The sequence below is a fragment of the Veillonella parvula genome, assembly GCF_036456085.1.
GTDB lineage: Bacteria > Bacillota > Negativicutes > Veillonellales > Veillonellaceae > Veillonella > Veillonella parvula_E.
In genome coordinates this window covers 1,138,368-1,163,684 of the sequence record NZ_CP138632.1, presented here as the reverse complement: position 1 = coordinate 1,163,684, position 25,317 = coordinate 1,138,368, and the positions used below count along the sequence as shown (strand labels likewise).

40 protein-coding genes are annotated in these 25,317 nt (G+C 41.4%); 39 read left to right on the top strand and 1 reads right to left on the bottom strand.

From position 1 onward, the window contains the following. Positions 1-102: 102 nt before the first annotated feature. Positions 103-2,124, bottom strand: coding sequence for a BCCT family transporter (locus tag PK1910_RS05595; protein ID WP_058948086.1), 2,022 nt, complete (start codon positions 2,122-2,124; stop codon positions 103-105). A 355-nt stretch (positions 2,125-2,479) separates the two neighbouring features. On the opposite strand from PK1910_RS05595, the gene PK1910_RS05590 reads away from it, so the two are divergent. The 39 genes from PK1910_RS05590 (at position 2,480) to truA (ending at position 25,228) form a co-directional block, all read left to right on the top strand. Continuing rightward, positions 2,480-2,725: a L7Ae/L30e/S12e/Gadd45 family ribosomal protein gene (locus tag PK1910_RS05590; protein WP_004693552.1), complete on the top strand. Its 246-nt coding sequence runs from the start codon at positions 2,480-2,482 to the stop codon at positions 2,723-2,725. A 76-nt stretch (positions 2,726-2,801) separates the two neighbouring features. After that, positions 2,802-3,176: a 30S ribosomal protein S12 gene (gene rpsL, locus PK1910_RS05585; protein WP_004693554.1), complete on the top strand. Its 375-nt coding sequence runs from the start codon at positions 2,802-2,804 to the stop codon at positions 3,174-3,176. Between the two features lie 52 nt (positions 3,177-3,228). After that, positions 3,229-3,699, top strand: coding sequence for a 30S ribosomal protein S7 (gene rpsG / locus PK1910_RS05580; RefSeq protein ID WP_004693556.1), 471 nt, complete (start codon positions 3,229-3,231; stop codon positions 3,697-3,699). Positions 3,700-3,714: 15 nt separating this feature from the next. Continuing rightward, on the top strand, positions 3,715-5,790 hold the full coding sequence (gene fusA, locus PK1910_RS05575) for an elongation factor G (RefSeq protein WP_004693557.1): 2,076 nt from the start codon (positions 3,715-3,717) through the stop codon (positions 5,788-5,790). A gap of 50 nt (positions 5,791-5,840) precedes the next feature. After that, positions 5,841-7,028, top strand: a complete 1,188-nt coding sequence (tuf, locus tag PK1910_RS05570) for an elongation factor Tu (RefSeq protein ID WP_012864763.1) — start codon at positions 5,841-5,843, stop codon at positions 7,026-7,028. Positions 7,029-7,208: 180 nt separating this feature from the next. Next, the gene (rpsJ, locus tag PK1910_RS05565) at positions 7,209-7,520 is read left to right on the top strand and encodes a 30S ribosomal protein S10 (protein WP_004695100.1); all 312 of its coding nucleotides are present in this window, start codon (positions 7,209-7,211) and stop codon (positions 7,518-7,520) included. 12 nt (positions 7,521-7,532) lie between these two features. Further along, the gene (gene rplC, locus PK1910_RS05560) at positions 7,533-8,174 is read left to right on the top strand and encodes a 50S ribosomal protein L3 (RefSeq protein ID WP_004695102.1); all 642 of its coding nucleotides are present in this window, start codon (positions 7,533-7,535) and stop codon (positions 8,172-8,174) included. A 26-nt stretch (positions 8,175-8,200) separates the two neighbouring features. Beyond that, positions 8,201-8,824, top strand: a complete 624-nt coding sequence (gene rplD / locus PK1910_RS05555) for a 50S ribosomal protein L4 (protein ID WP_004695105.1) — start codon at positions 8,201-8,203, stop codon at positions 8,822-8,824. Next, positions 8,824-9,108 (top strand): 50S ribosomal protein L23, encoded by a 285-nt coding sequence (gene rplW, locus PK1910_RS05550; RefSeq protein WP_004695108.1) that lies wholly within the window; start codon positions 8,824-8,826, stop codon positions 9,106-9,108. The genes rplD and rplW overlap by 1 nt, the downstream gene beginning before the upstream one ends. A gap of 26 nt (positions 9,109-9,134) precedes the next feature. After that, positions 9,135-9,965: a 50S ribosomal protein L2 gene (rplB, locus tag PK1910_RS05545; protein ID WP_004695109.1), complete on the top strand. Its 831-nt coding sequence runs from the start codon at positions 9,135-9,137 to the stop codon at positions 9,963-9,965. Positions 9,966-9,988: 23 nt separating this feature from the next. Then, positions 9,989-10,270, top strand: coding sequence for a 30S ribosomal protein S19 (gene rpsS, locus PK1910_RS05540; protein ID WP_004695110.1), 282 nt, complete (start codon positions 9,989-9,991; stop codon positions 10,268-10,270). Positions 10,271-10,283: 13 nt separating this feature from the next. Beyond that, the gene (rplV, locus tag PK1910_RS05535; RefSeq protein WP_004695112.1) at positions 10,284-10,619 is read left to right on the top strand and encodes a 50S ribosomal protein L22; all 336 of its coding nucleotides are present in this window, start codon (positions 10,284-10,286) and stop codon (positions 10,617-10,619) included. Positions 10,620-10,635: 16 nt separating this feature from the next. Further along, complete coding sequence (gene rpsC / locus PK1910_RS05530; RefSeq protein WP_004695113.1) at positions 10,636-11,304, top strand: 30S ribosomal protein S3; 669 nt, start codon at positions 10,636-10,638, stop codon at positions 11,302-11,304. Next, positions 11,304-11,741, top strand: coding sequence for a 50S ribosomal protein L16 (rplP, locus tag PK1910_RS05525; protein ID WP_004695114.1), 438 nt, complete (start codon positions 11,304-11,306; stop codon positions 11,739-11,741). Before rpsC ends, rplP begins: the two co-directional genes overlap by 1 nt. Further along, positions 11,731-11,934 carry a 50S ribosomal protein L29 gene (gene rpmC, locus PK1910_RS05520; RefSeq protein WP_004695115.1) on the top strand — a complete coding sequence of 68 codons (204 nt, stop codon included), beginning with the start codon at positions 11,731-11,733 and terminating at the stop codon, positions 11,932-11,934. The genes rplP and rpmC overlap by 11 nt, the downstream gene beginning before the upstream one ends. 39 nt (positions 11,935-11,973) lie before the next feature. Then, a complete protein-coding gene (rpsQ, locus tag PK1910_RS05515) occupies positions 11,974-12,234 on the top strand; it encodes a 30S ribosomal protein S17 (RefSeq protein WP_004695116.1) in 261 nt (86 codons plus the stop codon). 24 nt (positions 12,235-12,258) lie between these two features. Then, positions 12,259-12,627 carry a 50S ribosomal protein L14 gene (rplN, locus tag PK1910_RS05510; protein ID WP_004695117.1) on the top strand — a complete coding sequence of 123 codons (369 nt, stop codon included), beginning with the start codon at positions 12,259-12,261 and terminating at the stop codon, positions 12,625-12,627. A gap of 18 nt (positions 12,628-12,645) precedes the next feature. Next, entirely contained in the window at positions 12,646-12,966 is a 321-nt protein-coding gene (gene rplX / locus PK1910_RS05505; protein WP_004695118.1) for a 50S ribosomal protein L24, read from the top strand. A 23-nt stretch (positions 12,967-12,989) separates the two neighbouring features. Further along, the gene (gene rplE, locus PK1910_RS05500; protein WP_004695119.1) at positions 12,990-13,529 is read left to right on the top strand and encodes a 50S ribosomal protein L5; all 540 of its coding nucleotides are present in this window, start codon (positions 12,990-12,992) and stop codon (positions 13,527-13,529) included. A 16-nt stretch (positions 13,530-13,545) separates the two neighbouring features. After that, positions 13,546-13,815, top strand: coding sequence for a 30S ribosomal protein S14 (rpsN, locus tag PK1910_RS05495; RefSeq protein ID WP_004695122.1), 270 nt, complete (start codon positions 13,546-13,548; stop codon positions 13,813-13,815). Positions 13,816-13,842: 27 nt separating this feature from the next. Further along, positions 13,843-14,229 carry a 30S ribosomal protein S8 gene (rpsH, locus tag PK1910_RS05490; protein ID WP_004695128.1) on the top strand — a complete coding sequence of 129 codons (387 nt, stop codon included), beginning with the start codon at positions 13,843-13,845 and terminating at the stop codon, positions 14,227-14,229. Between the two features lie 24 nt (positions 14,230-14,253). Further along, positions 14,254-14,799 (top strand): 50S ribosomal protein L6, encoded by a 546-nt coding sequence (rplF, locus tag PK1910_RS05485; RefSeq protein WP_004695131.1) that lies wholly within the window; start codon positions 14,254-14,256, stop codon positions 14,797-14,799. A gap of 17 nt (positions 14,800-14,816) precedes the next feature. After that, positions 14,817-15,197 carry a 50S ribosomal protein L18 gene (rplR, locus tag PK1910_RS05480; protein ID WP_005385510.1) on the top strand — a complete coding sequence of 127 codons (381 nt, stop codon included), beginning with the start codon at positions 14,817-14,819 and terminating at the stop codon, positions 15,195-15,197. A gap of 18 nt (positions 15,198-15,215) precedes the next feature. Continuing rightward, the gene (gene rpsE / locus PK1910_RS05475; RefSeq protein WP_058948085.1) at positions 15,216-15,719 is read left to right on the top strand and encodes a 30S ribosomal protein S5; all 504 of its coding nucleotides are present in this window, start codon (positions 15,216-15,218) and stop codon (positions 15,717-15,719) included. Positions 15,720-15,733: 14 nt separating this feature from the next. Beyond that, positions 15,734-15,913 (top strand): 50S ribosomal protein L30, encoded by a 180-nt coding sequence (gene rpmD, locus PK1910_RS05470; protein ID WP_004695138.1) that lies wholly within the window; start codon positions 15,734-15,736, stop codon positions 15,911-15,913. A gap of 22 nt (positions 15,914-15,935) precedes the next feature. Beyond that, positions 15,936-16,382, top strand: a complete 447-nt coding sequence (rplO, locus tag PK1910_RS05465) for a 50S ribosomal protein L15 (protein WP_004695141.1) — start codon at positions 15,936-15,938, stop codon at positions 16,380-16,382. 1 nt (position 16,383) lies between these two features. Next, positions 16,384-17,646 carry a preprotein translocase subunit SecY gene (secY, locus tag PK1910_RS05460; RefSeq protein WP_004695143.1) on the top strand — a complete coding sequence of 421 codons (1,263 nt, stop codon included), beginning with the start codon at positions 16,384-16,386 and terminating at the stop codon, positions 17,644-17,646. Positions 17,647-17,658: 12 nt separating this feature from the next. Next, positions 17,659-18,222, top strand: coding sequence for an adenylate kinase (locus PK1910_RS05455; RefSeq protein WP_004695145.1), 564 nt, complete (start codon positions 17,659-17,661; stop codon positions 18,220-18,222). 3 nt (positions 18,223-18,225) lie between these two features. Beyond that, the gene (gene map / locus PK1910_RS05450; protein WP_004695146.1) at positions 18,226-18,996 is read left to right on the top strand and encodes a type I methionyl aminopeptidase; all 771 of its coding nucleotides are present in this window, start codon (positions 18,226-18,228) and stop codon (positions 18,994-18,996) included. Positions 18,997-19,018: 22 nt separating this feature from the next. After that, on the top strand, positions 19,019-19,237 hold the full coding sequence (gene infA / locus PK1910_RS05445; RefSeq protein ID WP_004695147.1) for a translation initiation factor IF-1: 219 nt from the start codon (positions 19,019-19,021) through the stop codon (positions 19,235-19,237). Between the two features lie 26 nt (positions 19,238-19,263). After that, a complete protein-coding gene (gene rpmJ / locus PK1910_RS05440; RefSeq protein WP_004695148.1) occupies positions 19,264-19,377 on the top strand; it encodes a 50S ribosomal protein L36 in 114 nt (37 codons plus the stop codon). Between the two features lie 23 nt (positions 19,378-19,400). Then, positions 19,401-19,769, top strand: coding sequence for a 30S ribosomal protein S13 (gene rpsM, locus PK1910_RS05435; protein ID WP_004695149.1), 369 nt, complete (start codon positions 19,401-19,403; stop codon positions 19,767-19,769). A 19-nt stretch (positions 19,770-19,788) separates the two neighbouring features. Further along, positions 19,789-20,178, top strand: coding sequence for a 30S ribosomal protein S11 (gene rpsK, locus PK1910_RS05430; RefSeq protein WP_004695151.1), 390 nt, complete (start codon positions 19,789-19,791; stop codon positions 20,176-20,178). Positions 20,179-20,248: 70 nt separating this feature from the next. After that, positions 20,249-21,253 carry a DNA-directed RNA polymerase subunit alpha gene (locus PK1910_RS05425; RefSeq protein WP_004695153.1) on the top strand — a complete coding sequence of 335 codons (1,005 nt, stop codon included), beginning with the start codon at positions 20,249-20,251 and terminating at the stop codon, positions 21,251-21,253. A 12-nt stretch (positions 21,254-21,265) separates the two neighbouring features. Next, positions 21,266-21,601: a 50S ribosomal protein L17 gene (gene rplQ / locus PK1910_RS05420; protein WP_004695155.1), complete on the top strand. Its 336-nt coding sequence runs from the start codon at positions 21,266-21,268 to the stop codon at positions 21,599-21,601. Positions 21,602-21,884: 283 nt separating this feature from the next. After that, positions 21,885-22,793: an energy-coupling factor transporter ATPase gene (locus PK1910_RS05415; protein WP_058948084.1), complete on the top strand. Its 909-nt coding sequence runs from the start codon at positions 21,885-21,887 to the stop codon at positions 22,791-22,793. Then, entirely contained in the window at positions 22,793-23,653 is an 861-nt protein-coding gene (locus PK1910_RS05410; protein ID WP_058948083.1) for an energy-coupling factor transporter ATPase, read from the top strand. Before PK1910_RS05415 ends, PK1910_RS05410 begins: the two co-directional genes overlap by 1 nt. Beyond that, on the top strand, positions 23,643-24,446 hold the full coding sequence (locus PK1910_RS05405) for an energy-coupling factor transporter transmembrane component T family protein (protein ID WP_008602525.1): 804 nt from the start codon (positions 23,643-23,645) through the stop codon (positions 24,444-24,446). Before PK1910_RS05410 ends, PK1910_RS05405 begins: the two co-directional genes overlap by 11 nt. Continuing rightward, complete coding sequence (truA, locus tag PK1910_RS05400) at positions 24,443-25,228, top strand: tRNA pseudouridine(38-40) synthase TruA (RefSeq protein WP_058948082.1); 786 nt, start codon at positions 24,443-24,445, stop codon at positions 25,226-25,228. The genes PK1910_RS05405 and truA overlap by 4 nt, the downstream gene beginning before the upstream one ends. Positions 25,229-25,317: the final 89 nt, after the last annotated feature.

Genomic DNA, 25,317 nt, shown 5'->3' with positions numbered 1-25,317 from the left:
CTATATTAACTGTATAGACCTGTTGCATAGTTGATATTGTGCGACATAATAAAAAGGGTGCACCTGCGAGGTGCACCCTTTTGTTATAGGTATTATTGGTTTCTATTCAGCTGCTTCTTCCGCGTCATGAGACATGATGTCATAACCGACGTCATCCGATAAAGTAAGATATCGTTCGTACTGTCGAATGATATCGGTAATGATATCCTCCCGTGTCATATACTGTGCATCGTATCCGGCGCGCCCGTCACTGAAATATGTCATAGGGATTGCGTTGGTACTTTCAGTAATGTGAGGAATGTTAGGATCTTCGATGAGATGATCCGATACCTCTTGCGTAACGAGTTTGATGCCATAGGTAAAGTTGCGCATTGATTCTTTTTCGATGGTTAACTCTACGGAGGCGTCGTTACCATTGAAATGTTTGTCAATTCTCGTAGTTAATCCGTACTCTTCGGTTAATTCTTTATTGAGCTGATACATAGCAGGCAATGCTGTTGTTTTCATAAAGGAAATAACATCTTCCGATTGCGTTTGGTTGAGTATTTTGGCAAGACCTTGTTTCCAGTTCTTGCTGTCCCAGTAGATGGATGTGGTTGAAAGTTTTGTGTTAAAGTATTGCGTATCTGTTAATAATCCTTGCCATAAGCTGTAGCACATGATAACCATCAAGGCTGCAAATGGTAAGGCGAGAATGAGCGTTACCGATTGTAGTACATTAAGCCCACCAATGCTGAGCAAACTGATGGCAAGAAAGGACATTACAGAGCCCCACATTAAGCATTGCCACTTTGGAGATGAAGTGGATTTATCATAGGCCGCAATATTATTTAACACATAAATGCCTGAATCGGCAGATGTGATAAAAAATAATGCTAATACGATAATTGATAGAAGACTAGTTAAACTGGATAATGGTAAATATTCAAGGAATGCAAAGAGTAGTTGTTCTGGTTTATCGGTTAATGCACCGAGTGCACCGTTTGCTACTGTTTCATCGATATAAATTGCAGTATTACCAAAGATAGTAAACCAAACGATAGTAAAAACAGTTGGAATAATGAGTACCCCAAAGATGAACTCTCGAATAGTCCTACCTTTTGAAATACGCGCAATGAACATGCCCACAAATGGTGCCCAAGATAACCACCAAGCCCAGAATAGTATGGTCCAGCTGAAGAACCATGGACGGGTTTCTGGTGTATAGATAGATGTATAGAAGCTTTGCCCTAAAATATGTGATAGATAGTATCCAAAGTTTTCTACCATTGTATTTAATAGGAGTAATGTAGGACCTGCACAGAGTACAAAAAGCATTAAGACTAATGCAACAGATATATTAATTTCGCTGAGCAGCTTAACGCCTTTATCAATACCTGTAACAGCAGATAGAACGGCAATGGACATAATGATGATAATGATGACCGTTTGGGCGGAAAAGTCATTAGTGGAGATGATATCAATATATAGGAACCCTGCACCTAGTTGGGCCGCACCAAATCCTAAGGTGGTTACGATACCTAATAAAGTTACACAAAGTGCGATGATATCGATAATGTGCCCTCGTGGGCCATTGATCTTATCCTTCCACAGCGGATAGAAACATGAACGTAGTGATAAAGGCAACTTATAGCGAAAACCAAAATACGCTAATGCTAAAGCCATAATTCCGTATACCGTCCATGCATTGATGCCCCAGTGGAAGATGGAGCGGAATAACGCTTCCTTGGCGCTAGGAGCACCATCGACTAAGCCTACAGCGGAGTGATAATGTGAGAGCGGTTCAGCAGTACCGAAGAACATGAGACCTACACCAGTACCTGCCGCAAATAACATGGCGAGCCAAGCTGTATAAGAGAATTCCGCTTCTTCATCGTCGCTACCAAGTTTGATGTCACCTAGCGAACTAAGTGCAAGAAAGATATTGAAGATAAAGAAGAGACTTATGGATAAAACATAAAACCAGCTGAAATCTTCAAATATAATATCACGAATCCCTTGGAGGATCGTTTGAGATATTTGCGGAATCAGAAGGGCACATAAGCTCAGCCCTAAGACGATAGACAAGCTACCTATAATTACAGGGGGATTAAAGTTTGAATAACGTTTAATGAGTTTAATCATATAATCTCCTTTCTTTAGTAACTTATAAATACAAATATTTGTTCTGTATTAATTTATATCATAATAAAATGGTGTTTATATTAATTTTGCATAATTGGTAAAAGAAAAAATAATAGCAAATGCATAGAATGATTATTTATACATGAAAATAATGATATATGAATAAAAAATCACTCTTCATTTATAATTTAAGATTGAATGAAACACACGGATGAGTGTACACATAAAATGCAGCTGTAGAGCGGTGTGTGACATTGGAAATTGTTTGACATGGACTGCTGTAATTGATATACTTACATAGTGCTTTAGGCGAGGTATGCCTAATGGGCATAATTTCGTAAGGAGAATTAGTACAATGGACATTGCCCATCTGAAGTCGGTGAACAAAACAATCGGTGCCAAGCAAACGTTGAAACAAATTGCTAAAGGTGCTGTGAAGTACGTGTTCCTGGGTTGTGATAGTGATGAACGTGTGGTACAGCCTTTACGGATTGCTTGTGAAGAACAGGGAATACCTGTGAATGACAAACACACCATGGATGATCTCGGTCGTGCGTGTCGCATTAAGGTGCGGGCCACAGCTGTAGGCGTCCTACGTTAATCTTGGTAATATCCGATGTAACACTTTGTTATGACGGATCAATTATAAATCTCAAATTTGGAAAGGAGGTGCCCAAATGCCAACAATTAATCAGCTAGTACGCAAAGGCCGCATGAGCTTGACTAAAAAATCTACAGCTCCTGCCCTTCAAGAATCTCCACAAAAACGTGGTGTATGTACTCGTGTGTACACAGCTACTCCAAAGAAACCAAACTCCGCGCTTCGTAAAGTTGCCCGTGTACGTTTGACAAACGCTATTGAAGTAACTGCTTACATCCCAGGCATTGGTCACAATTTACAAGAACACAGTGTTGTACTTATCAGAGGCGGTCGTGTAAAAGACCTTCCAGGTGTGCGTTATCACATCGTTCGTGGTGCATTGGATACAGCTGGCGTACAAAATCGTATGCAAAGTCGTTCCAAATACGGCGCGAAAAAAGCTAAAAAATAATTTTAGCCATTAAACGAAATTAACACACATCATTATAAAGGAGGAATTGAACATGCCAAGAAAAGGCCCTGTTCCGAAACGTGATGTACTTCCAGATCCGGTGTACAACAGCAAATTAGTAACACGTTTCATTAACAAAGTTATGTACGATGGTAAAAAAGGCATTGCTGAAACTATCGTATATGATGCATTCGAAATTATTCGTTCCAAAATGGGTCAAGACCCAATGGAAGTTTTTGATCAAGCATTGAAAAATGTTATGCCTGTACTTGAAGTGCGTGCTCGCCGTATCGGTGGTGCGAACTATCAAGTGCCAGTTGAAGTTCGTGCTGATCGCCGTCAAACCCTCGGTATTCGTTGGGTTGTAAATTATGCTCGTCTTCGTGGTGAACGCACTATGAAAGAACGTTTGGCAGGCGAATTGATGGACGCTTTCAACAATGCAGGCGCTGCAATCAAGAAAAAAGAAGATACTCATAAAATGGCAGAAGCTAATAAAGCATTTGCTCATTATCGTTGGTAATAAGAGGTGACAACTGTGGCAAGAGAGTTTTCCTTAGCAAAAACTCGTAATATCGGTATCATGGCTCACATCGATGCTGGTAAAACAACAACTACAGAACGTATCCTCTACTATACAGGTATCGTTCACAAGATCGGCGAAGTACATGAAGGCGCTGCTACGATGGACTGGATGGAGCAAGAGCAAGAACGTGGTATCACAATCACTTCTGCTGCAACAACTTGTCAATGGAAAGAACATCGTATCAATATCATCGATACTCCTGGTCACGTTGACTTTACTGTAGAAGTAGAACGTTCTCTACGTGTACTTGACGGTTCTGTTGCGGTGTTCAGTGCTAAAGGTGGCGTTGAACCTCAATCCGAAACAGTATGGCGTCAGGCTTCTAACTACGGCGTACCTCGTATCGCTTATGTAAATAAGATGGATACTGTAGGTGCTGACTTCTTCAACGTAGTTGACATGATGAAAGCTCGTTTGGGTGCAAATTCCGTAGCTATTCAAGTACCAATCGGTGCTGAAGATACTTTTGAAGGCATCATTGACTTGATGACTATGAAAGCGGAAATTTATAAATCCGATGACGGTAAAGAATATGAAATCACTGATATCCCTGCTGAATATCAAGAAGTAGCAGAAGCTCGTCGCGAAATGATGATCGATGCTATCGCTGAAACAGATGATGATATCATGATGAAATATTTGGAAGGCGAAGAAATTTCTGTGGAAGAATTGAAAGCGGCATTGCGTAAAGCTGTTATTGCTAATCAATTATTCCCAGTTCTTTGTGGTTCTTCCTATAAAAATAAAGGTGTTCAAATGTTATTGGATGCTGTTATCGATTACATGCCAGCTCCAATCGACATCCCACCTATTAAAGGTGTTGTTCCTGGTACTGAAGAAGAAACAACTCGTCCTTCTTCCGATGAAGAGCCATTCTCCGCATTGGCATTCAAAATCATGGCTGACCCTTATGTTGGTAAATTAGCGTTCTTCCGTGTGTACTCCGGTACATTGGAATCCGGCTCCTACGTTTTCAACTCCACTAAAGGTAAAAAAGAACGTATCGGTCGTATTCTTCAAATGCACGCTAACTCCCGTAAAGAAATCGAACGCGTATATTCTGGTGACATCGCTGCGGCGGTGGGCTTAAAGGATACTACTACAGGCGACACATTGTGTGATGAAAAATCTCCTGTAATCCTTGAGTCCATGGAATTCCCTGAACCAGTTATCTCCGTTGCTGTTGAACCTAAAACAAAAGCTGACCAAGAAAAAATGGGTACAGCTCTTGCTCGTTTGGCAGAAGAAGATCCTACTTTCAAAGTTCGTACTGATGAAGAAACAGGTCAAACTATTATCTCCGGTATGGGCGAACTTCACTTGGATATCATCGTTGACCGTATGAACCGTGAATTCAAAGTAGATTGTAACGTAGGTAAACCTCAAGTAGCATACCGCGAAACTATCCGTAAAGCTGTTAAGGCTGAAGGTAAATTCGTACGTCAATCTGGTGGTCGTGGTCAATATGGTCACTGCTGGTTGGAATTGATTCCTCAAGAACCAGGTGCTGGCTTCGAGTTTGAAAACAAGGTTGTAGGTGGTGCGATTCCTCGTGAATACATCGGACCTGTTGAAAGCGGTGTTAAAGAAGCTATGGAATCCGGTGTTATCGCTGGGTACCCTATGGTTGATGTTAAAGTTATCGTATTTGATGGTTCTTACCATGACGTTGACTCCAACGAAATGGCCTTCAAAATTGCTGGTTCTATGGGCTTCAAAGAAGGTGCTCGCAAAGCAGACCCTGCATTGCTTGAACCATACATGGCTGTAGAAGTAGACGTTCCTGAAGAATACATGGGCGACGTTATCGGTGACTTGAACTCTCGTCGTGGTCGCATGGACGGCATGGAAGCTCGTAATGGTTCCCAACATATCAAAGCATATGTTCCATTGAGTGAAATGTTCGGTTACGCAACTGACCTTCGTTCCAAAACGCAAGGCCGTGGTAACTACTCTATGACATTCGATCATTACGAAGAAGTTCCTAAGAAAATTGCTGAAGAAATTCAAGCAAAGAAAAACGGTTAATCTCATATTAGATTAATAGAATTACTATTTTCCTCGGAGGATAATTTAAAATGGCAAAAGAAAAATTTGAACGTACGAAACCGCATGTTAACATCGGTACAATCGGTCACGTTGACCATGGTAAAACTACTTTGACTGCTGCAATCACTAAAGTATTGGCTGAAAAAGGTCAAGCTGACTTCCAAGATTACAGCATGATCGATAAAGCTCCAGAAGAACGTGAACGCGGTATCACAATCAACACTGCACACGTTGAGTATGAAACTGCTAACCGTCACTATGCACACGTTGACTGCCCAGGCCATGCTGACTATGTTAAAAACATGATTACTGGTGCGGCTCAAATGGACGGCGCTATCTTGGTTGTATCCGCAGCTGACGGCCCTATGCCTCAAACTCGCGAACACATCTTGTTGGCTCGCCAAGTTGGTGTTCCTGCAATCGTAGTATTCTTGAACAAAGCTGACATGGTTGACGATGAAGAATTGATCGAATTGGTAGAAATGGAAGTTCGTGAACTTCTTTCTTCCTACGAATTCCCTGGCGACGAAGTACCTATCGTTGTAGGTTCCGCGTTGAAAGCTTTAGAAGGCGATGCTCAATATGTAGCTAAAATTGACGAATTGATGGATGCTGTAGACTCCTACATCCCAACACCAGTTCGTGACACTGATAAACCATTCTTGATGCCTGTGGAAGACGTTTTCACAATCACTGGTCGTGGTACAGTAGCAACTGGCCGTGTTGAACGTGGTCAAGTAAACGTTGGTGATACTGTTGAAGTAGTAGGCTTGAAAGAAAAAGCTGAACAATACGTAGTAACAGGTCTTGAAATGTTCCGTAAAGTGTTGGATTCTGCAGTAGCAGGTGACAACGTAGGTGCATTGCTTCGTGGTGTTGACCGTAAAGACATCGAACGTGGTCAAGTATTGGCTAAACCAGGTTCCATCAACCCACACACAAAATTCAAAGCAGAAGTATACGTATTGACTAAAGAAGAAGGTGGCCGTCATACTCCATTCTTCTCCAACTACCGTCCACAATTCTACTTCCGTACAACAGACGTAACAGGTGTTGTAAACCTTCCTGAAGGTGTAGAAATGTGTATGCCTGGCGATAACGTAACAATGGAAATCGAATTGATTACTCCAATCGCTATCGAAGAAGGTCTTCGTTTCGCGATCCGCGAAGGTGGCCATACAGTAGGCGCTGGCGTAGTAACAGAAATCGAAGGTTAATTTAACCTTTTATGTTCATCGTAGAATGCGTTGAGCACAATACATGCAGCACTCAGAGCGGCAGATAATGCCGCTCTCGTGTTGTGTTTTTAAACTATGAAGTAGAAGGTTGCCTCTGCGGAGGAGAATTTCTATGGAGCAGCCCATTCACGAAATGGACGACAGGAGGAATTATTAATAATGGCTAAACAGCAAAAAATCCGTATTCGCCTTAAGGCATACGACCACAAAGCTCTCGATCAAAGCGCTGCTAAGATCGTAGACACTGCAAAAAGAAATGGCGCTATGGTATCTGGTCCGATTCCATTGCCAACAGAAAAGAATATCTTCACAATTCTTCGTTCTGTACACGTAAACAAAGATTCTCGTGAACAATTCGAAATGCGTACACATAAACGCTTAATCGATATTCTTGAACCAAATTCGAAAACAGTAGATGCTATCACTCGTTTAGATTTACCAGCTGGTGTATCTATTGAAATAAAACTATAAGGAGGTGCGATAATGTCTAAAGCTATTTTGGGTAAAAAATTAGGAATGACACAAGTCTTCACAGCTGAAGGCCAATTAGTTCCTGTAACAGTAGTGGAAACTACCCCAAGCGTTGTAGTGCGCGTAAAGACTGTAGAAACAGACGGCTACGAAGCAGTACAAATTGGTTACGGTTCCATTAAAGAAAAACATTTAACAAAACCTGTAAAAGGTCAGTTCGACAAAGCTGGCGTAGCTCCAGTAAAATATCTTCGCGAAGTTCGCGTAGCTAATGCAGCTGACTACACAGTAGGCCAAACTCTGGCAGCTGATATCTTCGCAGAAGGTGAATTGGTGGACGTAGTGGGTACAGGTAAAGGTAAGGGTTTTGCTGGCACAATTAAACGCCATAACTTCTCCCGTGGTCCTGAAACTCATGGTTCTAAATCTCACCGTGAACCTGGTTCCATCGGTCCTATGATCTCCGGTGGCGGCGGTAAGGTATACAAAGGTAAAAAACTCCCTGGACAAATGGGTGGTTACAGAGTTACCGTACAACGCTTATCCGTTGTGAAAGTTGATGCTGAACGTAACCTTTTATTGGTTAAAGGTGGTATCCCAGGCGCTAAAGGTAGCTTGGTTATGGTTCGCAACACGGTTAAACCTGTTAAATAATCATTTGTCGAAAGGAGGATTATGTAATGCCTACAGTAGCAACATATAATCAATCCGGCGTTAAAGTCGGTGAAATACAGTTAAACGATGCAGTATTCGGCGTTGAAGTTAACGAAGCCGTAATGCATCAAGCCGTAGTTCGTCAATTGTCTAACGAACGTCTCGGCACACATGCAACAAAAACTAGAGGTATGGTTCGTGGCGGTGGCCGCAAACCTTGGAAACAAAAAGGTACTGGCCGTGCTCGTGCAGGCTCTAGCCGTTCCCCAATCTGGATCGGTGGTGGTACTACATTTGGTCCACAACCTCGCAGCTATTACAAAGCTATGCCTCGTAAGGCTAGACGTTTAGCAGTTAAATCTGCTCTTAGCGATAAAGTGAATAATAGCGAATTATACGTTTTGGAAGAAATCACATTAGCAGCTCCTAAAACAAAAGAAGTGTTGAACATTATTAACAGCTTCAACGTTGGTGATGCAAAAGTATTGTTCATCACTGAAGGTGATGTAAATGTTGAACGTTCCGCTCGTAATATCCAAGGTGTTAAAGCTTTGGCTTGCGAAGGTATGAACATTTTCGATCTTCTTCATTACGATAAGCTCTTCATTACTAAAGGCGCTGTCGCAAAAATCGAGGAGGTGCTCGGATAATGCAATTACATGATGTACTAATCCGCCCGGTTATTACCGAAAAATCCACTATGCTTATGGAAGAAGGCAAATACACTTTCCGTGTGCCTTTGACTGCAAATAAAGTGCAAATCCGTCAAGCAGTTGAAAAAATCTTCAATGTAAAAGTAGAAAAAGTAGCTACTATTCGTGTTTTAGGTAAGACTAAACGCATGGGTCGTACACAAGGTAAACGTAGCGATTATAAAAAAGCTATCGTAACCTTAAAAGCTGGCGAATCCATTGAATTCTTTGAAGGTGTCTAAGAGTCTAGTTGTAAGGAGGCCCACTAATGGCAATTAAATCATTTAAACCGTACTCCGCTGGTCGCCGGTTTATGACAGTATCCGCCTTCGACGAAATCACAGCAAGCAAACCAGAAAAATCCTTGCTCGCTAAGATTTCTCAAAAAGGTGGTCGTAACAATACTGGTAAAATGACAGTTCGTCACCAAGGTGGCGGTCACAAACGTCAATACCGTATTATTGACTTCAAACGTACTAAAGATAATATTCCAGCTAAAGTAGCAACAATCGAGTATGATCCTAACCGTTCTTCTCGTATCGCTTTGCTTAACTACGCTGATGGTGAAAAACGCTACATTTTAGCTCCTAACGGTCTAAAAGTTGGTGACGTTGTATTCTCCGGTCCTGAGTCCGATATTAAACCTGGTAACTGCTTACCATTGGCTAATATTCCAGACGGTACACAAATCCACAATATCGAATTGAAAATCGGTAAAGGTGGTCAAATCGTTCGTTCCGCTGGTACATCTGCTCAATTGATGGGTAAAGATAATGGCTACGCTATTCTTCGTTTACCATCTGGTGAAATGCGTCGTGTTCGTCAAGAGTGCCGTGCAACAATTGGTGTTGTTGGTAACGCTGACCACAGCAACCTTGTAATTGGTAAAGCTGGTCGTCATCGTTGGATGGGTGTTCGCCCTGGCAACCGTGGTGTTGTAATGAACCCTTGTGACCATCCACATGGTGGTGGTGAAGGTAAATCTCCTGTTGGTCGTAAACATCCTGTTACACCTTGGGGCAAACCAGCACATGGTGTTAAAACTCGCGACAAGAAAAAAGCTTCTAACAGCTTAATTATTAAACGTCGTACAAAATAGGATAAAGGAAAGGAGATAAAATAGTGTCCAGATCTATTAAAAAAGGCCCTTTCGTAGCAGATCATTTGCTTAAGAAAGTTGAAGCTTTAAACGAAACTAACGAAAAGAAAGTTGTAAAAACCTGGTCCCGTGCCTCTACTATTATCCCAAGTTTTGTAGGCCACACAATTGCTGTGCATGATGGTCGCAAACATGTACCTGTATTCATTACAGAAGATATGGTAGGTCATAAATTAGGTGAGTTCGCTCCTACACGTACTTATAGAGGTCATGGTAAGGACGAAAAATCTACAGGCAAAAAATAGGAGGAAATAATACATGGAAGCAAAAGCAATCGCTAGACATATCCGAATCGCGCCTCGTAAAATCCGTATCGTTGCAGATTTAGTGCGCGGTAAAAACATCGGCGAAGCATTTGCCATCTTGAAGTTCACTCCGAAAGTTGGCGCTGATGTAGTAGAAAAAGTTATGCGTTCTGCAATCGCAAACGCTGAACATAATTTCGATATGAATGTTGACAATCTTTACGTATCCGAGATCTTCGTTGATCAAGGCCCTACATTAAAACGCATTCATCCTCGTTCCCGTGGTCAAGCTTTCAAAATTTTGAAACGTACTAGCCACGTAACAGTAGTAGTTAAAGAAAGAGCTTAAGAAGGAGGGAAACAGAGTGGGTCAAAAAGTTAATCCACACGGTTTGCGTGTCGGTATCGTAAAAGATTGGGACGCAAAATGGTATGCAGATAAAGATTTCGCTGCTAATCTTCATGAAGACGTAAAAATTCGTAACTTCTTGAAAGAAACCCTTTTCATTGCTGGTATTTCCCGCATTGAAATCGAGCGTACAAATAAACGTATTAAATTGACTATCCACACTGCGAAACCAGGTATGGTTATCGGTCGTGGTGGTGCTGGTATCGAAGATATCAAAAAAGCAATGACTCGTTTCACTGATAAACAAGTGGACGTTAACATTGCAGAAATTAAACAAGCAGACATGGATGCAACATTAGTTGCTGAAAACATTGCGGGCCAATTGGAACGTCGTATCGGCTTCCGCCGTGCAATGAAACAAGCTGTAGGTCGTACAATGCGCTTAGGTGCAAAAGGTATTAAAATCATGGTAAGCGGTCGTCTTGGCGGTGCTGAAATCGCTCGTAGCGAATCCTATCGTGAAGGTTCTATTCCTTTGCATACACTTCGTGCAGACATCGACTACGGTACTGCTGAAGCTCATACAACATATGGTTGTATCGGCATTAAAGTATGGATTTACAAAGGTGAAGTTTTGCCAGAAGCAAAACAAGCACCTGCTAAGAAGGAAGAAGGTGGCAAGTAATGCTTATTCCAAAGCGCGTAAAACATCGTAAGCAATTCCGCGGCCGTATGAAAGGTCGTGCTATGCGCGGTAATACAGTGTCTCATGGTGAGTTCGGCTTGGTAGCATGCGAACCATCTTGGATCACTAACCGTCAAATCGAAGCTGCCCGTATTGCTATGACTCGTTATATCAAACGTGGTGGTAAAGTATGGATTAAAATTTTCCCTGACAAACCAATCACAGCTAAACCAGCTGGTACTCGTATGGGTTCCGGTAAAGGTTCTCCTGAATACTGGGTAGCAGTGGTTAAACCAGGTCGTGTAATGTTTGAAATGGACGGTGTGCCAGAAGCTACAGCTCGTGAAGCTATGCGTCTTGCAAGCCATAAACTTCCAATCAAATGCAAATTTGTTGTTAAGGGTAAAGAATTGGGTGGTGACGTAAATGAAGGTTAATGACATTCGCAATATGAGCGCTGCCGAAATGGAACAAAAAGTTTCCGGTCTTAAGGAAGAGTTATTTAACCTCCGTTTTCAGCTTGCAACAGGTCAATTAGAAAATCCTATGCGCATTCGTGAAGTTAAGAAGACAATCGCTCGTATTAAAACTGTACAACGTGAAGTTGAACTTAAATCTGAAAACGCATAATAACAGATTTGTTAAAGTTTGAAAAGGAGGCTTAAAATCGTGGCAGAAGAAAGAAACGTACGTAAAGTCCGCGTAGGTAAAGTTGTTAGCGACAAAATGGACAAAACTGTTGTTGTTGCTGTTGAACGTAAAGTACCTCACGCATTATATAACAAGCCAATGGTTAGCACAAAACGCTTCAAAGCTCATGATGAAAATAATGAGTGTCAAATTGGCGATACAGTTAAAATTGTAGAAACTCGTCCACTTTCTAAAGATAAATGTTGGAGAGTTGTTGAAATTCTTGAAAGACAAAAATAAGAGTGATGTAAGGAGGAATAGACGATGATCCAGCAACAAACAATTTTGAATGTTGCCGACAACACTGGTGCTAAACGTATTATGTGCATCCAAGTCATGGGCGGTTCTTATCGCAAATTCGGCAATATCGGTGACGTAATCGTTGCTTCTGTAAAAGATGCATCACCCGGTGGCGTTGTCAAGAAAGGCGACGTAGTTAAAGCTGTTATTGTTCGTTCTAAAAAAGGTATCCGCCGTCAAGACGGTTCCTATATTCGTTTCGATGAAAACGCAGCAGTAGTTATTAAAGATGACAAGACCCCTCGTGGTACTCGTATCTTTGGACCTGTAGCTAGAGAACTTCGTGAAAAAGACTTCATGAAAATCGTTTCTTTGGCTCCAGAAGTATTATAAGAAGGAGGAACGCAGCATATGGCTAAGCTACAAATCAAAAAAGGCGATACAGTTGTTGTTATCTCCGGTAAAGATAAAGGTAAGCAAGGTACAGTTATCGCAACTGAACCTAAAAAAGAACGCGTATTTGTTGAAGGCGTTAACACTGTAAAACGTCACACAAAACCTTCCCAAGCTAACCCACAAGGCGGCATCGTTACTAAAGAAGCTGGCATTCATGTTTCTAACGTAATGGTTGTCGACCCAGAAACTAAAACAGCTACTCGTATCAAAAAGGTAGAAGGCAAGGACGGTAAATTCGTTCGCGCTACTGTTAAATCCGGTACAGTACTTAAATAATCAGGAAAGGAGGAGCTACATAAATGTCTCGTTTGTTTGAACAATACAACTCTGAAATCAAAAAGAGTATGCAAGAAAAATTCCAATACGGCAATGTAATGGAAATTCCTAAATTGGAAAAAATCGTTATCAACATCGGCGTAGGTGATGCAGTAGGCAATGCAAAAGCATTGGAAGCAGCAGTTAATGACTTGACTATTATTGCTGGTCAAAAACCTGTTATCACAAAAGCTAAAAAATCCATTGCGAACTTCAAAGTTCGTGAAGGCATGGCGTTGGGTACAAAAGTTACTCTTCGTGGCGAACGCATGTATGAATTCCTTGATAGATTGATCAATGCGGCATTACCTCGTGTACGTGACTTCCGCGGTATCAGCGCTACTGCATTCGATGGCCGTGGTAACTACGCTTTGGGTCTTAAAGAACAGCTCATCTTCCCTGAAATCGAATATGATCAGGTAGAACGTGTTACTGGTATGGATATCATTATCGTAACAAGTGCTAAGACAGATGAAGAAGCTCGTGAATTGTTGACTCAATTCGGTATGCCTTTTGAAAAATAATAGGAGGAACATATAGATGGCTAAAAAATCTATGATTGAACGCGAAAAGAAACGCGCTAAAATCGTTGAAAAATATGCAGCTAAACGTGAAGCGTTAAAAGCAGCAGGTGATTATGAAGGCTTATCCAAATTACCAGCAAATGCATCCCCAACACGCTTGCACAACCGTTGCAACTTAACTGGTCGTCCTCACGGCTATATGCGTAAATTCGGTATCAGCCGTATTGCGTTCCGTGAATTGGCGTACAAAGGACAAATTCCTGGTGTTAAAAAAGCCAGCTGGTAATATTAGACGAGAGGAGGTTTTTAGATTATGGTAATGACCGATCCTATCGCGGATATGCTTACGCGCATCCGTAATGCAAACGCTGCACTTCATGAAACGGTAAACATTCCTGCATCTAGAATGAAAGCAGCCGTTCTTGACATCCTTTTACAAGAAGGCTTTGTAAAGAACGTTGAAAAAGAAGAAAACACTTTAAAAGTAACTTTGAAATATGGTTCCAATAACGAGAAAGTTATTACAGGAATTAAACGTATTTCCAAACCAGGTTTACGTGTTTACGCGAAAAAGGAAGAACTTCCTCGTGTACTTGGTGGTTTGGGTATCGCAGTTATTTCTACGTCCAAAGGCGTTATGAGCGACAAACAAGCTCGTAAAGAAGGTCTTGGTGGCGAAGTAATCGCATACGTTTGGTAATAGTAGCAATAGGAGGTAGAAATAATGTCACGTATCGGTAGAATGCCTATCGAGATCCCTGCAGGCGTTACTGTTACATATGATAACCATCATATGAACGTAAAAGGCCCTAAAGGTGAATTATCTCGCGATTTGCATCCAGATATGAATATCACTGTAGAAGGTAACACAATCACAGTAACTCGTCCTTCCGACGATAAAAATCATCGTTCCCTTCACGGTTTGACTCGCGCTCTTGTTGCTAATATGGTAACAGGCGTATCTGAAGGATTTACAAAAACTCTTGAAATCAACGGTGTTGGTTACAGAGCGGCTAAACAAGGCAATAAATTAGCTCTTACACTTGGCTTCTCTCATCCAGTAGAAATGGAAGCTCCAGCTGGTATTACAATCGACGTTCCAGCTCCTAACAAAATCGTTGTGTCTGGTGCAGACAAAGAAGTTGTAGGTGCAGTAGCAGCTGATATCCGTAAATGGAGAAAACCTGAACCTTACAAAGGTAAAGGTATCCGCTATGAAGGCGAAGTTGTTCGTCGCAAAGCTGGTAAAGCTGGTGCAAAAGGTAAATAGTAATATCATCTATATGAATGAAAGGAGTGAATATCTTGCCTCGTAAATCTAGTAGAAATATCGCTCGAGCAAAACGTCATCTTCGTATTCGCCGTCACATCTCTGGTACGGCAACTTGCCCACGTTTGAACGTTTACCGTTCTTTGAGCAACATTTACGCACAAGTAATCGATGACGTAGCAGGTACAACTTTGGTTGCTGCTAGCTCTTTAGATAAAGATTTGAACTTATCCTATGGTGGTAACGTAGCTGCTGCTAAAGCTGTTGGTGAAGCAGTTGCTAAAAAAGCTATCGCTAAAGGCATTGACACTGTAGTGTTTGACCGTGGTGGTTACATTTACCACGGCCGCGTAGCAGCCCTTGCAGAAGGTGCTCGTGAAGCAGGCTTAAAATTCTAAGAAGGAGGAACTATAGACATGGCGAGAATTGACTACACCAGTCTTGATCTTAAAGAAAGAGTAGTATTCATCAACCGCGTAGCCAAAGTAGTTAAAGGCGGTCGTCGTTTTTCCTTCAGCGCTCTTGTAGTTGTTGGTGATGGCAACGGTTATGTAGGCGTTGGCTTAGGTAAAGCAGCGGAAGTACCAGAAGCAATTCGCAAAGGTATCGATGATGCTAAGAAAAATATTGTAAACGTAGCTATTAAAAATGGTACAATCCCTCACAGCGTAACAGGCGTATTCGGTGCAGGCCGCGTATTCTTGAAACCAGCTGCTGAAGGTACTGGCGTTATCGCTGGTGGCCCTGTTCGTGCCGTATTGGAATTAGTAGGTGTTCGTAACATCTTGACTAAATCTTTGGGCTCTTCTAACCCTAACAATATGGTTCGCGCTACAATCGAAGGTTTGAAAGATTTGAAACGCGCTAGCGAAGTTGCTGAGCTTCGTTGTAAAACCGTTGAAGAAATCTATAACGCGTAATAAGGAGACAAGAAATGGCACAAGTTAAAGTAACATTAACAAGAAGCTTAATCGGTCGTCCTGAAGATCAACGCGCGACAGTTAAAGCTTTGGGCTTGAAAAAAACTAATTCTCAAGTCGTAAAAGAAGTAACACCTCAAATCGAAGGTATGCTTCATAAAGTTAGACATTTAGTAAAAGTTGAAGAAGTTTAATACTGATAAGGAGGTGCACTGAATGAAACTTCATGAATTACAACCAGCAGCTGGTTCTAAAAAAACTCGTACTCGTGTAGGCCGTGGTTTAGGTTCTGGCTTGGGTAAAACATCTGGTCGTGGTCAAAAAGGTCAAAACTCCCGTTCTGGCGGTGGCGTTCGCTCCGGTTTTGAAGGCGGCCAAATGCCTCTTTATCGTCGTTTACCAAAACGCGGTTTCAACAACAGCGTTTTTGCTAAACAATATGCTGAAGTTAACGTAGCACAATTAAATCGCTTTGAAGATGGTGCAACAGTTGATCCAGTAGCTCTTATTGAAGCTGGCATTTTGAAAAATGTACGCGATGGTATTCGTATTTTAGGTAACGGCACATTGGAAACTAAAAACTTGACTGTTATCGCTAATGGCTTCACTAAAGCTGCTGAAGAAAAAATCACAGCAGCAGGCGGAAAAGTTGAGGTGATCTAGGGTGCTAGATAGCCTCTCGAACATCTTTAAGATTACTGAGTTACGTAACAAGATTTTGTACACATTGATGATGTTTGCTGTGTTTAGAGCCGGCATTCACATCCCAGTACCAGGTGTAGATGCATCTGTTATCGAATCCTTGTTTACATCCGGTAACCTATTTGGTCTATTAGACTTGTTTGCTGGTGGTGCGCTAAGTAAGTTCTCTATCTTTGCGATGAGTATTACCCCTTACATTAATGCTTCCATCATCATGCAACTGCTTCAGTCTGTAGTTCCTCAGTTTGAAGCATGGAGTAAAGATGGTGAAGACGGGCGTAAGAAAATAGCGAAGGTAACTCGTTATGGCACCGTAGTCCTTGGCTTTGTACAAGCCGCTGGTATGGCATTTGCTCTTAGAGCAAACAACGCTTTGGTAAATAATGATTTCCTTAGCGTATTCGTTGTGGCCATCATCCTCACAGCAGGCACATGTTTGTTGATGTGGATTGGTGAGCAAATCACAGCATATGGTATAGGTAATGGTATTTCCTTGATCATCTTTGCTGGTATCGTAGCTCGATTGCCAGATGGTCTCGAAACTATTTATCAATATATCCAAAACGGAACCATTAACATGTTCCAAGCATTCTTATTTGCTGTAATTGCACTTGCGATGATCGCTGTCGTAGTGGCAGTTACACAAGGCCAACGTCGCATTCCTATCCAATACGCAAAACGCGTAGTAGGGCGTAAAATGTACGGTGGTCACTCTACATTCTTGCCGTTGAAAGTCAATCAGGCAGGTGTAATCCCAATTATCTTTGCGTCATCTGTGTTGATGTTCCCTGTAACAATTGCACAATTTATTGACAATGAATTTGTTCATAAAGCTGCTGATTTATTTACATGGGGGACGCCGTTACAAACGGCATTGTATGCGATATTGATCTTTATCTTTACGTATTTCTATACTGCAATCTCTATCAACATTACAGATATGGCAGATAATATGAAAAAATACGGTGGTTTTATCCCAGGTATTCGTGCGGGTAAACCAACTGCTGATTATGTGGATAACGTGATGACCAAGATCACTTTGGCTGGCGCTGTATTCTTAGCTGTCGTTGCTATTATACCGAATTTCCTCGGTAGTATAACCGGCGTCCAAGGCGTATACTTTGGTGGTACGGCTCTTCTTATCGTTGTAGGTGTAGCACTTGATACAATGCAACAAATTGAGTCGCTCATGGTAACACGCCACTATAAAGGCTTTGTGAAATAGGAGGGAAACGATATGTATATTTTATTAATGGGACCTCCTGGTGCAGGTAAAGGCACTCAGGCAGCTCGACTTATTGAAAAATACGGTATTCCCCAAATTTCAACAGGTGATATGTTCCGCGCTGCGATTAAGAACGAAACACCTCTTGGAGTTGAGGCTAAGAAATACATCGATGCTGGTCAATTGGTACCAGACAGTGTAACTGTTGGTATCGTACGTGATCGCTTGGTGAAAGATGACTGCAAATCTGGATTTATTCTTGATGGATTTCCAAGAACTACAGCGCAAGCTGTATCCTTGGATGCAATCCTTAAAGAATTAGGAATTTCTTTGGACGCTGTACTTAACTTAAACGTTCCTTCCGAGGAATTGGTTAAACGTATTAGCGAACGAGCTGTTCTAGAAAATCGTGCTGATGATAACCCTGAAACAGTACAGAAACGTCTAGCTGTGTACGAAGAATCTACTAAACCGTTAATTGATTACTATCGCAATAGCGGATTATATCAAGAAATTAATGGTTTACAAGATGTAGACGCAGTATTTGCTGACATCATTAAGGCGTTGGAGAAATAATCTATGATTATTTTAAAATCGCCCCATGAGATTGAATGTATCCGCAAGGCAAGTAAGCTTACAGCAGACACGTTGTCCTTGTTAGTAAAAAAGGCTAAACCTGGCATCACGACGCTTGAGTTAGATACAATTGCCGAAGAATATATTCGCAGCCACGGTGGTATACCAAGTTGTAAAGGGTACTATGGATTCCCCGCTACAATCTGTGCTTCTATTAACGAAGAAGTCGTTCATGGTATTCCGAGCGCTAAGCGTAAGCTTAAAAACGGCGATGTCCTCAGTATTGATCTCGTATCATCTATTGATGGATATCACGGCGATTCGGCTGTGACGATTCCTATCGGTCACGTCAAACCCGATGTGATGAAATTGTTAAAAGTTACAGAGGAAAGTCTGTTCAAGGGAATTGAACAAGTGAAAGTCGGTAACCGTATTGGTGCTATCGGTCACGCTGTTCAAACGTATTGTGAGAAACATGGTTACGGTGTCGTACGCGACTTCGTAGGTCATGGTTTAGGCCGCGAAATGCATGAAGATCCGCAAATACCAAACTATGGTAGTCCTGATCAAGGACCTCTTATGAAACCAGGTATGGTATTGTGTATTGAACCGATGATTACATTAGGTACTCACCGTGTTCGTGTATTAGGGGATGACTGGACAGCAGTTACAGTAGATGGTAAACCTGCTGCTCATTTCGAACATACAGTGGTTGTTACAGAAAACGGCCCTGAAATATTAACTATGCGGGAAGAACCGCGGTTAATTAAATAAACAGGTAACCGGAGGAAAAGATATGTCAAAAGAAGACGTTATTGAGGTGGAAGGTACGGTCGTTGAGGCATTACCGAATGCCATGTTCCAAGTTGAATTGGAAAATGGTCATATCGTATTGGCTCATGTGTCAGGTAAAATGCGTATGAATTTTATCCGTATTCTTCCTGGTGATAAAGTTACTATGGAACTGACACCGTATGACTTAAATCGTGGTCGCATCACCTATCGCTTTAAATAAGCATAGGGTCCACAAAGGAGGTACTAATGAAGGTTCAACCATCAGTTAAAAAGATATGCGAAAAATGTAAAATCATTAAACGCAAAGGCCGTGTAATGGTTATTTGCGAAAATCCAAAACATAAACAAAAACAAGGATAATCTGATAGGAGGTGGATGATTAGATGGCACGTATCGCCGGTGTAGATTTACCTCGTGATAAACGAGTGGAAATTGGTTTAACTTATATTTATGGTATTGGTCCGACTTTAGCATCTGAAATTATTGCTAAAACTGGCATCAATCCTGACACACGCGTTCGCGATCTTTCTGAAGATGAAGTAGCGAAAATCCGTGAATTGTTAGATGCTGATTACAAAGTAGAAGGTGACCTTCGTCGTGAAGAAGCTCTTAACATTAAACGCTTAATTGAAATCAACTCCTATCGAGGCAAACGTCATCGTATGGGTTTACCACTTCGTGGTCAACGTACTAAAACGAATGCACGTACTCGCAAAGGTCCTAGAAAAGCAATTGCTGGTAAAAAGAAATAAGATAAAGGAGGGATAAAGCGTGGCTAAAAAAGTTGTTAGAACTAAAAGAAAAGAAAAGAAACATATTGAATCCGGTGCGGCTCATATTCGTTCTACATTCAATAACACTATCGTAACTTTGACAGATACAAACGGTAATGCGTTGTCTTGGGCTTCCGCTGGTGGCTTGGGCTTCCGTGGTTCTCGTAAATCCACTCCATTTGCTGCTCAAATGGCTGCTGAACAAGCTGCTAAAGCTGCAATGGAACATGGCCTTCGCACTGTTGAAGTATTCGTAAAAGGTCCTGGATCCGGCCGTGAAGCTGCAATCCGTGCTTTACAAGCTGCAGGTCTTGAAGTTACTTCCATTAAAGACGTAACTCCAATTCCTCACAATGGTTGTCGCCCTCCAAAACGCCGTCGTGTATAATTTATAGCGACCGATATGATACGGTGCTATAATTAACTATGAACGTGTGTTATATAGGAGGATGTTCCTGATGAGCGAAGAAAAGAAACTTAAAATCGAGAAAGTGGACATCGCCGATGGCGGTCGTTATGGTAAGTTCGTATGTGAACCATTAGATCGTGGTTATGGTATCACTCTCGGTAATAGCTTACGCAGAATTTTGCTTTCATCCTTGGATGGGGCAGCTATCACCTCTATCAAAATTGATGGAGTTCTTCATGAATTCTCTACTATTCCTGGTATTCGCGAAGACGTTACGGATATCATCCTTAACTTAAAGCAATTGTGCATCAAAGTTGAAGAAGAAGCACAATTACCTTTGGAAGTTCATTTTGACTTCCAAAAGGATGGAATATTGACAGCTGCTGATTTGGCTGAACAATTCCCACCAGAGGTAGAAGTATTGAATCCTGAACTCGTGATTGCGACAATGGATGAGACAGCTCATCTCGTAATGGACGTAGTAATCGAACGAGGTAAAGGCTATGTTCCTTCAACGAAGAATAAAAAAGATACTGATGTTATTGGTTGTATTCCAATCGATTCCATCTTCTCTCCAATTCTTCGTGCTAAATACGAAGTGAGTGATGTTCGTGTAGGCAATGAAATGGACTTCGACAAACTTACATTAGAAGTTTGGACTGATGGCTCCATTACTGCTGCTGATGCAGTGGCAAAATCTGCTGCCATTATGATTGGTTATTTAGGGAACTTCACTAAATTAGCGCATTCTGCAGATGTTGTAGATGTAAACACTGGTGAAGGCGGTATCGTTATAGATCCAGTAGGTTCCGATAATGAAGAACCAGCTGTAGATGACGGCCCAGCAAAGATTTCCATCGATGAGTTGGAACTCTCTGTTCGTGCGTATAACTGCTTGAAACGTGCTGGCATTAATACAATTGCAGACTTGCTAGACAAAACCATTGATGACTTAGGAAAAGTTCGCAACTTAGGTAAAAAATCTATCGATGAAATTGAGGAAAAACTCAATAATCATCCAGGTGGTTTTCAACTTAAACAAAAAGGCGAATAAGGAGGAAGACGAATGTACAGAAAATTAGGCCGCGACAGCTCCGCTCGTAAAGCGTTGTTCCGTAGCATGTTAACATCTTTCTTCCAATATGAGCGTATTGAAACGACTGAAGCTAAAGCGAAAGAACTTCGTTCTTTAGCTGATCAAATGGTAACTTTGGCTAAACGTGGTGATCTTCATGCACGTCGCCAAGTTCTTGCATACCTCATGGATGAAAGTGTAGTAAAAAAATTGTTTGATACAATTGCTCCAAAATATGCAGACCGTCAAGGTGGTTACACTCGTGTAATCAAAACTGGTCTTCGCAAAGGTGACGCTGCACCTTTGGCTATTATCGAGTTAGTTTAATCAAACTCATACGGTGTTGTAACTTATGTTGCAGCACCGTTTTTTTATTGTCAATTTTATGGTACAATCGACTAGTATAATATCGTAATATGTTAGCAGTTATCGTAAAGGATGAATATGTATTGTCAACCTTTTGCATAATATCTAAGACATTATTAAATTCAAGTTCTATTAATAGGATAAATTGAAATATGGGGATTATGCACCACATGAGTATGATAGAAGATGCAAATGGTTCTACTTTCATAGAAACGAAATTGACTAGAAAGATATGAGGTTATCCATGAATGAACAAGACATTATGATTGAGGTCAATCATATGAGTCATATTTATACTGATGAAAACGGCAATGATGTACGTGCCTTGGATGATGTGAATCTATCCATTAAGCGTGGTGAATTTGTTTGTATCATTGGCACTAATGGCAGTGGTAAAAGTACGCTTGCCAAGCATTTTAATGTGTTATTACAACCTAGTGAAGGTCATATCAATGTATGTGGCTTTGATACGCGGGATGAAGCGCATATTTGGAATATTCGCCAACATGTAGGAATGGTATTCCAAAATCCTGATAACCAAATTGTAGCGGCCGTTGTAGAGGAGGACGTTGCCTTTGGCCCAGAAAACTTAGGTATTCCTAGTGCAGAAATTAGACAACGTGTCGATGCAGCGTTAGCTGCTGTTAATATGACTGAATATAGAGAACATGGTCCCCATTTATTATCGGGCGGACAAAAACAACGTATTGCTATCGCAGGTGTATTAGCGATGAAGCCTGATTGCATCGTTCTTGATGAACCAACAGCGATGCTCGATCCAAAAGGTCGCCGCGAAGTGCTTGAAACGGTTCACAAGCTCAATAAGGAAGAGGGCATTACGATTGTATATATTACGCACTTCATGGAGGAAGCTGTTACGGCAGACCGAGTTGTGGTTATGAAAAATGGTGTGAAATTACATGATGGTACGCCTCGTGAAATTTTTAGTCATGTAGATACTTTAAAAGGGCTGGGCCTCGATGTACCGGTAGCCTCTGAGATTGCTTTCAAATTGAATGCTAAAGGTTATGAAGTGGGTAAGAGTATCATTAATAATGAAGAGTTAGCAAAGGGCCTTAAAGGCTCAAAGTTAGGTAAACAATTATCCGCTATACACTCAACAGATGCTTCAAGAGGGGAGGCAACCCACTAATGGCAATCGTACTAGATAATATTACATATACCTACGGCGTGGGCACCCCTTTTGAAAAGACTGCGCTTCGTGGTGTATCTCTTACCATTGAAAATGGGGAGTTTCTAGGGGTTATCGGTCATACTGGTTCCGGTAAATCCACCTTTGTACAACATCTAAATGGGCTATTACATCCTACAACTGGTACAGTTACTGTCAATGGTGTAGATATTAGCGCTTCTACAGAGGAAGCAAAAAAAATGCGTCATAAGGTGGGGATGGTATTCCAGTATCCAGAACATCAATTGTTTGAAGAAACCATCGCTCAAGATATCGCCTTTGGTCCTAAAAATTTAGGGCTTAGTGCTGATGACGTAGACGAGCGTGTGCGAGATGCGATGAAGTTCGTAGGACTCGATTATGACACATATGCAGAACGTTCTCCATTCCATTTATCTGGTGGTCAAATGCGCCGTGTGGCTATTGCTGGCGTAGTGGCTATGGACCCAGATTTTCTCGTGCTCGATGAACCATCTGCTGGTCTTGATCCATTTGGACGGGAAGAAATCTTTGAAGAAATCATTCGACTTCATAAAGAAAAGGGAATCACTGTAATTCTTGTATCTCACAATATGGAAGATATTTCTCGCATGGCTTCTCGTCTTGTAGTACTCGATAAAGGGCGTATCGTTCTCGATGGTGAACCGATGGACATCTTTAATAATCATCGTGATGAATTACAGGCTGTCGGTGTAGATGTACCGCCAGTGTCTGTTACCATGGAATATTTGCGTGAACAAGGCCTTGATGTGTCTAATCGCGTACTGTCTGTAGATGATGCGGTACAAGCAATTCTAGAGGGAGGTAGCCATGTTAAATAACATTACTATTGGTCAATACTTCCCAGGGAATTCCTTCTTGCATCGCATGGATCCGCGAGCAAAGATTATTGCTACTACCATCTTCGTAGTGGCTATCTTCTTGGCAAATTCTCCACTAGCCTATGGCATAGTAGGTGGTTTCACCATCTTTGCAATGCTATTATCGCGTTTGCCATTACGCCTGATGTGGTCTGCCATTAAACCGCTTTGGATTATCATCGTATTTACCATGGGTATTCATATTTTTACGACGCCAGGTAATCCAATTTTCCAATGGGGAATTATTAATATTACAGATCATGGCGTGGCAATGGGCCTTCAAATGGCGGCACGATTAATCTTCTTAATCTTGTTCTCTTCATTGTTGACCTATACCACATCACCGATTCGCTTAACTGATGGCATCGAGCACTTGCTCAATCCGTTCCGTCGCATAGGTGTTCCTGCTCATGAACTAGCCATGATGATGACTATTGCGTTGCGTTTCATTCCTACCTTATTGGATGAGACAGATCGTATTATGAAAGCACAATCTGCTCGTGGTGCAGACTTTGTGACAGGCTCTATTATTCAACGAGCGAAAAACATGGTGCCACTTTTAGTGCCATTATTTATCAGTGCGTTTCGACGGGCCGATGAATTAGCTATCGCTATGGAAGCGCGTTGCTATAGAGGTGGTGTCAACCGTACGCGTATGAAGGAATTACAAGTTACTTATGTCGATTATATTGGTGTTGGCGCTGTTGTTTTGGTAACTATTGTACTTGTCGCATTGTGGTGGTTAGATTTATGAGAAATATACGGATCATAGTGGCTTATGATGGTACAGATTTAGCAGGTTATCAAAAGCAACCTAATGATAAGGGGTTAACGGTACAAGGTTGTTTGGAATATGGTTTATCACGTATTTGTAATGAACCCATTCAAATTTATGGTGCCTCTCGTACTGATGCGGGGGTGCATGCTAAATTTCAAGTTTGTACATTTCAAACGTCGGGCACTATACCAGTAGAAAATATTCCTCGTGCTATGATAGCTCATATTCCTAAGGATATAGTCGTTCTAGAAGCGGAAGAAATTCCGCTAGATTGGAAGCCACGGTGGAATATATACGGTAAAGAGTATGTATATACGATTCATAATCAGCTCATTGCAGATCCTTTGACGCAGCGGTATCATTGGAATGTGAAAAAGCCCTTAGATATTGATCGGATGCAGGCTGCAGGTAATGAACTAGTAGGTACGCATGACTTTACAACCCTAAAGGGAACGAATTCAACCCCTGCGGATCCTGTAAAAACAATCCTGGGAATCCATGTTGAGGCAAAGGGGGCTCACGTAACGATTTCTGTGGTCGGTGATGGGTTCTTATACCATATGGTGCGTAATATTGCGGGATTACTCGTAGATGTCGGACTTGGTCGCCGTAAGGTGGAGGACATTAAAGGGTACTTAGTAGCTAAGGACCGCCGTGTTATAGGGAAAACTGCACCTGCTCAGGGTTTATGTTTAGAAGAAATATTCTTCACTGAGGAGCGACAACAAGAGGTGTTACGAAATAAATATTTTAGATGATTCGAGAATAAATATTCTATATAATTTTATATAGACTCTTTTTTGCCGTCTGAATATAAAACGATAAGCATAAATACTAAAAGGATACT